This window comes from Methanobacterium formicicum (genome assembly GCF_029848115.1).
GTDB classification, from domain to species: Archaea; Methanobacteriota; Methanobacteria; order Methanobacteriales; family Methanobacteriaceae; genus Methanobacterium; species Methanobacterium formicicum.
The window spans coordinates 60,001-67,500 of sequence record NZ_JARVXG010000055.1; the positions used below are offsets into that span (position 1 = coordinate 60,001).

The 7,500-nt window shown below is 39.0% G+C and carries 7 protein-coding genes (1 of these 7 only partly in view); all 7 read left to right on the forward strand.

The genetic code is table 11. The features are described from left to right. On the forward strand, positions 1–734 hold the 3' portion of the coding sequence (gene asd, locus QC759_RS09390) for an aspartate-semialdehyde dehydrogenase (protein ID WP_048073497.1). 313 nt of this gene lie to the left of the window's left edge; the window shows 734 of its 1,047 coding nt (coding positions 314–1,047); its start codon lies beyond the left edge, outside the window; it ends in the stop codon at positions 732–734. A 242-nt stretch (positions 735–976) separates the two neighbouring features. After that, the gene (locus tag QC759_RS09395) at positions 977–1,378 is read left to right on the forward strand and encodes a hypothetical protein (RefSeq protein ID WP_048073496.1); all 402 of its coding nucleotides are present in this window, start codon (positions 977–979) and stop codon (positions 1,376–1,378) included. Positions 1,379–1,832: 454 nt separating this feature from the next. After that, entirely contained in the window at positions 1,833–2,468 is a 636-nt protein-coding gene (locus QC759_RS09400; protein ID WP_052400000.1) for a TetR/AcrR family transcriptional regulator, read from the forward strand. Positions 2,469–3,019: 551 nt separating this feature from the next. Next, positions 3,020–3,961 (forward strand): ATP-binding cassette domain-containing protein, encoded by a 942-nt coding sequence (locus tag QC759_RS09405; protein ID WP_048073495.1) that lies wholly within the window; start codon positions 3,020–3,022, stop codon positions 3,959–3,961. Continuing rightward, complete coding sequence (locus QC759_RS09410) at positions 3,961–4,689, forward strand: ABC transporter permease (RefSeq protein ID WP_048073494.1); 729 nt, start codon at positions 3,961–3,963, stop codon at positions 4,687–4,689. Before QC759_RS09405 ends, QC759_RS09410 begins: the two co-directional genes overlap by 1 nt. A 405-nt stretch (positions 4,690–5,094) precedes the next feature. Continuing rightward, the gene (locus tag QC759_RS09415; protein ID WP_048073981.1) at positions 5,095–5,604 is read left to right on the forward strand and encodes a hypothetical protein; all 510 of its coding nucleotides are present in this window, start codon (positions 5,095–5,097) and stop codon (positions 5,602–5,604) included. Between the two features lie 297 nt (positions 5,605–5,901). Continuing rightward, complete coding sequence (gene thsA / locus QC759_RS09420) at positions 5,902–7,500, forward strand: thermosome subunit alpha (protein WP_048073980.1); 1,599 nt, start codon at positions 5,902–5,904, stop codon at positions 7,498–7,500.

Sequence of the window (7,500 nt, forward strand, 5' to 3'; positions counted from 1 at the left end):
CCAGTGCCATGCGTATGGAACCGGATGTCCCCCTGGTAATACCCGAGGTGAACCCGGAACACCTGGACTTAATTGAAACCCAGCAGAAAAACAGGGGATGGGATGGATTCATTGTTACCAACCCCAATTGTTCCACCATAGCCCTGGTAATGACCCTGAAACCCCTATATGACCAGTACGATATAAACCGGGTGTATGTGTCCACCATGCAGGCAGTTTCCGGAGCAGGTTACAATGGTGTGCCCTCCATGGCCATGATCGACAACCTGGTACCCTTCATTGGAGGAGAAGAGGAAAAAATGGAATCAGAAACTCTGCACCTTCTGGGTGACTTCGATGGTGAAACTGTGGAACCAGCCACCTTTGGGGTTAGCACCTCCTGTCACCGTGTTCCTGTGGTGGATGGCCACACCGAGGCGGTTTTCATGGAAATGGATGAAGAATTCCACCTGGAAGATGTTAAAAATTCACTCCAGACTTTCCAGGCACTGCCCCAAAAATTAAACCTGTACTCCGCACCGGAACACCCCGTCATTGTCCGGGAAGAGGAGAACAGACCCCAACCACGTATGGACCGCATGATGGGAAAAGGAATGGCGGTTACTGTGGGAAGACTCCGCCAGGATCCCGTGTTCCCCCGTAGCCTAAAATACGTCCTTCTGGGTCATAATACAGTTAGGGGTGCTGCAGGAGCATCTATACTTAATGCAGAATTAATTAATGAGATAATGTAGGAATTTTCTTGCATTAACTCCCTTTTTTTAGTTAGATTAATTTAAATCCCTAATATTTTCCCTATTTTTACTTGATTGTTGTGGAGTTTTAATTTTTGTGGAGATAACTCCTCGTTTCGAAAGAATTTATCTTCCAATTATAGGAGTCATATTCACCACCCAAAAGATATTATATACTAACATTATAATTAATGATAATTATGTCAGCATAGGGGAATATATCCTAATGTAGGAGGAAAACTATGAATATATCAAAAAAAATGTTGGGTTTGTTAGTTCTGGTCTGTATGGTTGTGGTGATATCCGGATGTACCACCACCAATAACACCAGCAGTAATAGTGGTAATTCAAATGCAAGTAATAGTACTAATGCATCTGCTTCTAATGATGTTAGCGTTGTTGTAAGTTATCCTGGTAGTTGGGCTGCAGATGTGAGTGGTACCTTTGGATACCGTTCGTTATCTGGTACGGGAGATCAAACCACCAATCTGGGTAGTGTTTCTGGATCGGTTACTATTTCTGCCCGTAAAACCGAGGGAGGCTCCGGGACTTTAACCACTTCTATAATGAAAGGTGGAAAAAATCTGGGCACAGCCAGCACCTCTGCTCCATGGGGAGGAGCTTCTACCACGGCCATAATTTAAATCCCCTCTTTTTTTTATTTTATTTATTCTGGAAACAAATGATGCTGTTTTATTGGGTTTTTTATAATTAATATTAGTTGGTTATTACTATTTAACGAAGTCAACAGCCCTCTAAATTGGTCATTATCAGTTTTGTTAATTAATTTTTATTTTTTGTATTATTTTGCTCTGGTTCTAAAAATCTAGTGTAAACCTTGATAAATCTGAACCTAGCAGCATCATCCAAGCCCACAACAAGAATTGTTCCAATTAAAACATAAAATTATAAATATCCATTTATATTACCAATTATCTAATTGGTATTGTACAGATTTCTAGGGGATTCTTGGTTATACTTCTGGTATTTTTCGTTGTAGGTATTTTTTGTTTCAGATGGAGAACAAAGGGATAATTCCTAGTTTCCACATACATACATACATAAATATAATATGCTTTGGTTAATTTGGGGACGATTATGAGAGTGACAAAGGATCCTGAAATAAGGCGCAAAGAGTTAATGGATGTAGCAGAGGAATTATTCCTTGAAAATGGGTACGAAGAGACTGCAGTATCCGATATAGTTAAAAAAGCAGGCGTAGCACAAGGTACGTTCTATTATTATTTCAAATCCAAAGAAACAATACTGGATGCAATCACTGATAAATACCTTGATATTATTATTGAAAAAACGGAAAGTATTGCCGATCAGGAGAACTTAAATAGTATAGAGAAATTAATGGCAACATTTGAATTTACTTCATCATTTACAGGAGATCGTAAGGGAATAATGGACTATATTGAGGAAGGAAGGTGCGCTCACTTACAAATCAAGTTCAATGAAAGGATGTCTTCTGCAACTATTGAACATACTGCACGTATAATTCAACAGGGTATTGAAGAAGGTGTTTTTGATACTAAATACATTGAAGAAGCTGCTCGAGCGTATCTAGGAGTAACAGCTTTAATTCTCCAGGGAGTAAGTGATCTTGATCCTAAATCACCTGAATTTATGAGAAGATTAATGGCACTGTTCTATTTTATGGAGCGAATTTTGGGTGCAGAAAACGGCATTATCGCCAGTGCTTTCATGGCAATGACGACCAATAAATGATATCGGAGGAATTATTAATTGACAAAATTGGGTTTAAATTCCCAGCAGGATATCATGAGTTCCACAAAGATCAATTATGAAAATAACTAAATTAGATGAATAAAAAGAATTTATTAGTTTTTTGTTGAAATTTCTAATCCTTTTTTTTTATAAATGCTCCGATATTTCCACAGATGGCATAGAACCATATAAATAATACCTATTCAATGTTCTGGTTTCATTAAGACCTTATTCCAAATTAATAGGTTTGATAAAGTAATTTTCATGATATTACCTTTGATTGCTATGTTTTCACCGATGAATTCTGCTAATGCCGATGAATAGAATCTAGAATTATTATTAATAAGAAAATTTTGAATTCATTTATTAAATTGAATTATTTAATTAGATAACGGATTATTTTAAGTCCTTTTTTATTCTGAAAGTACAGGAAATGATCAAATAAATCCCATAATTATAAATACAACAAAAATCATAACTGACTGACAATCAGTCAAATGAAATATCAAAACACAATATGATATATTTGATTACAGATTAGGGGAATATCCATGAGTAATTATGAAAACGAGAATGAATATGCAATACAAATCTTTGGTCTAACTAAGAGCTTTGGAAATCGCAAAGCTGTAGATAAAATCAATCTCGTAGTGAAAAAAGGAGATATTTTTTCTCTTCTTGGACCAAATGGCGCAGGTAAAACCACTATCATAAAAATGCTTTCTGGTGTTCTTAAACCGACAGTTGGAACAGCAAAAATTATGGATTATGATATAACGAGAGATCTGTCAGAAGTTAAAGGAATAATCGATATTTCACCCCAGGAAACTGCTATTGCAGGTCATTTAACTGCTTGGGAAAATCTTATATTAATGGGTGGGATAAATGGCTTGAAAAAGGAAGATACGGAAAAAAGGGCTAAAAAATTAATAAAATTAATGGGACTTACTGAAAGGGCGAATGAACAGGTGCAGAAATTTTCAGGGGGAATGCAACGTAGATTAAGCATAGCAATGGCTTTGATTTCTGATCCTCCAGTACTTTTTCTTGATGAACCCACTTTGGGTTTAGATCCTCAGGCTCGAAGGGTTATCTGGGAGCAGATCGAGCAGTTGAAGGGGAAAAAAACAATCATATTAACCACACATTATCTTGAAGAAGCAGATGCTCTTGCTGACAGGGTTGCAATAATTAGCCGAGGCAACATTATTGCAGAGGGAACGCCGCAAGAACTTAAAAAAAACATACATGGGCTACAGACCATGATAATTAAGGGACAAAACCTTTCCTCTCCAAATATTGATGGATTAAAAGAGGTATATCCTCATATTACAAAAATAGATGGTGGAATCAAGATAGAAGCACAGGAATTAATTTTTGATGAGATAGTTGATTATTTACGTTCTAGAGGAGTGAAAATTAACTGGCTTTCCATGAAAGAACCTTCTTTAGATGATGTTTTCCTTAATCTTACCGGAGAGGAGGTGAACTAATGCGATTTTTAAGTCTTGCTAGTCGAAATCTTAAAGAAATATACCGTGATCCACTCGCCATTGCATGGGGTATGGTTTTTCCTGCTGTTTTAATGCCTGCTATTATTTCCATAGGTAAAAATGCCCCTCTGGAAATTTTTACAGCCAATGCATTAACACCTGCAGTGGCGGTATTTAGTTTTGGTTTTTTAACTTTGTTTTCAGCTATAATTTTAGCAAAAGATCGTGAAAGTGCATTTTTAACCAGACTTTTGACCACACCACTTACAGCAACAGATTTCATATTAGCATACATTCTGCCATTTTTGCCAATAGCAATACTCCAGATTATAATCTGTTTTGTAGTGGGGAGTTTTTATGGAGTTACAATTAATTCAACCATTTTATTAACTCTGATAATTCTTTTCACCATGGCAGTTGGATGTATTAGTTTGGGAATGATATTGGGATCTCTTTTCACGGAAAAACAGGCTCCAGGGGTGAGTTCAATAGTCATAGTTATAATATCCCTATTAGGTGGATGTTGGATGGATTTAAAGGCAATTGGTGGTGTATTTGAAACAATTGGATATTCACTTCCTTTTGCACATGCCATTGATGCTGCAAGGGCTGTTCTGAATGGATCTAGCGTGAGTGGTATTGTTACAGATTTTTATTGGGTTCTTGGTTATACTCTGGTATTTTTCGTTGTTGGTATTTTTTGTTTTAGATGGAGAACAAAGGGATAATTCATAGTTTCCACATACAAAATATATTTTGAAGGTGAATTATAAAAAATAGCTTTTTATCATTATTTTTTAAAACAAAGAGTTTTTAACTACTAATTGGCGAAAATCTACTATTTAACGAAATTAACTAAGTGTAGTATATGAAATTCATCACAATACTTTGTATTAATAATCAACAAATTTATATGTCATAAAGCGAGAAAAATGGCACATTTATTACAATTTATAATTACAATAGTGTCCCCTAAATTTGTGATTGTGGAGTAATACATAAATCTCAGATTTTTATCTCAAAACTTAAAAGCCTATTAATGCATAAATAAAATAAACTATAATTGGTGATTGTAACCTATAATACAGTAAATTGTGTTGATAATAAAAAATCTTACTATCCAAGTGATAACCATGGCCTTTTTGAAGGATACCGAGAGAGAGCAGTTGAGACAGCTGGTTAAAGCCTGTCTTTTAGAGATCAGCAAGTTGAAGATCGAACTTAAGAAATGCCAGAAAGAGTCTTCAAAATCCATGATTCAGGAGCACAGTAAACTTCAGGAATTGCAAATAAAACAGAATAAGGAAATCCAGAAAAAAGAAGCCGAAATCCAGAAATTACTCAATCAGCTGGAAGAAAAGGATTCGAAGATTGAAGAACTCCAGAAGGTTAGGGATCAGTTTAAACTCCTCACCCAAAAGCCTAAAAAAGATTTAACCTCCTTCCAATCCAACGTATACCTCCTACTTCCAGATAGGGAGGATAACCTGGAAAATCTGTATGAATGGATCATTGACATGGGATTCACCGAGCTCACCCTCCAGAACTTTGAACACGCCCTCCGTAATCTGGAAAGGAAGGGGTACTATCGCTCCCAGGAAAGAGATGGTACTGTACTGTGGAAAAAGATAGAGAAGGATTAATTTTGTCTGGTTTTTTACCATTAATGTTTTTTACTTATTAAGTGTTTTTATCCATTTAAAGTACACGGTATAGGGGTTATTCTGCTTTATCCGGGTTAATATTATAAAATTATAGTAAAATACTAGGGAATTGTTGCAAAATACCAATTGGGGCCAATAATACCCTCCACATTTTCCCTGGACCGGACCATAGCAAACTATTTATATAACCTCTAACCCACTGATCATTTACATAAAACAAATTGAGGTGATATTGTGGCACAATTAGGACAAGGACAAGGACAACCTATTATTATAATGCCTGAGGGCTCTTCTAGAGTTTTAGGACGAGATGCTCAGAGAATGAACATATTAGCAGGAAAAGTATTGGCCGAAACCGTAAGGACCACTTTAGGTCCTAAAGGTATGGACAAGATGCTCGTAGATGGATTAGGTGACATCGTAGTGACCAACGATGGAGTAACTATCCTCAAAGAAATGGACATCGAACACCCTGCCGCTAAAATGCTGGTAGAAGTAGCCAAAACCCAGGAAGACGAAGTGGGAGACGGAACCACCACCGCAGTAATAATTGCCGGAGAACTCCTCAAAAAGGCAGAAGGTCTCCTGGACCAGGACATCCACCCCACCATCGTGGCCATGGGATACCGCCAAGCAGCTGAAAAAGCACAGGAAATCCTGAACGTAATAGCCATCGATGCAGAAGACAGGGAAACCCTCCTGAAAGTGGCCATGACTGCCATGACTGGAAAGGGAACTGAAAAAGCCCGAGAACCACTAGCAGAACTGGTGGTCGGAGCAGTCAAACAGGTGGAAGACAACGGCGAAATCGACCAGGACCACATCAAAATCGAGAAAAAAGACGGAGCAACCATAGATGACTCCCAGCTCGTAAACGGGGTCATAATCGACAAAGAACCCGTACACCCTGGCATGCCTAAAAAAATAGAAGATGCCAAGATCGCTCTATTAAACAGTGCCATTGAAGTTAAAGAAACCGAAGTGGACGCTGAAATCAGAATCACCGACCCTGCCCAGATGCAGGCCTTCATTGAACAGGAAGAACAGATGATCCGGGATATGGTAAACAAAATCGCCGATGCCGGAGCCAACGTACTCTTCTGTCAGAAAGGAATCGACGACCTGGCACAGCACTACCTGGCCAAAGCAGGAATCATGGCTGTACGCCGAGTCAAAAAATCAGACATGGAAAAACTGGCCCGAGCAACCGGTGCCACCGTGGTCACCAACATCGAAGACCTGGACTTCGAAGACCTGGGACTGGCCGGCTCTGTAGCAGAAAAGAAAATCTCCGGCGAAGCCATGCTCTTCGTGGAAGACTGTAAAGACCCAAAATCAGTCACCCTACTCATCCGCGGTTCAACTGAACACGTGGTCGACGAAATCCAGAGGGCAATGGAAGATGCCATCGGTGTCGTCGCTGCCACCGTGGAAGACGGAAAAGTAGTAGCTGGTGGAGGCGCTGCAGAAATTGCCATAGCCAAAGGATTAAAAGAATACGCTGACACCATCAGTGGCCGTGAACAGCTAGCAGTATCTGCATTCGCTGAAGCACTGGAAGTTGTACCTAAAACCCTGGCTGAAAACGCCGGACTGGACAGCATCGACGCTCTGGTGGACCTACGCGCAGCCCACGAAAAATCACTGTACATGGGACTGAACGTATTCAAGGGTGAAGTAACCGACATGTACCGTGCCGGAGTCATTGAACCTCACCGAGTCAAAAAACAGGCCATCCAATCCGCAGCAGAAGCTGCAGAAATGATCCTCAGGATCGACGACGTCATTGCATCCACTGGTGCAGGTAAAGAACCTGACATGGGTGACATGGGCGGAATGGGCGGAATGCCTGGTGGAATGCCACCAATGATGTAA

Coding starts and splice junctions, on each gene's coding strand:
- QC759_RS09395 (WP_048073496.1), top strand. CDS start 977: ATGAATATATCAAAAAAAATGTTGGGTTTGTTAGTTCTGGTCTGTATG.
- QC759_RS09400 (WP_052400000.1), top strand. CDS start 1,833: ATGAGAGTGACAAAGGATCCTGAAATAAGGCGCAAAGAGTTAATGGAT.
- QC759_RS09405 (WP_048073495.1), top strand. CDS start 3,020: ATGAGTAATTATGAAAACGAGAATGAATATGCAATACAAATCTTTGGT.
- QC759_RS09410 (WP_048073494.1), top strand. CDS start 3,961: ATGCGATTTTTAAGTCTTGCTAGTCGAAATCTTAAAGAAATATACCGT.
- QC759_RS09415 (WP_048073981.1), top strand. CDS start 5,095: ATGGCCTTTTTGAAGGATACCGAGAGAGAGCAGTTGAGACAGCTGGTT.
- thsA (WP_048073980.1), top strand. CDS start 5,902: ATGCCTGAGGGCTCTTCTAGAGTTTTAGGACGAGATGCTCAGAGAATG.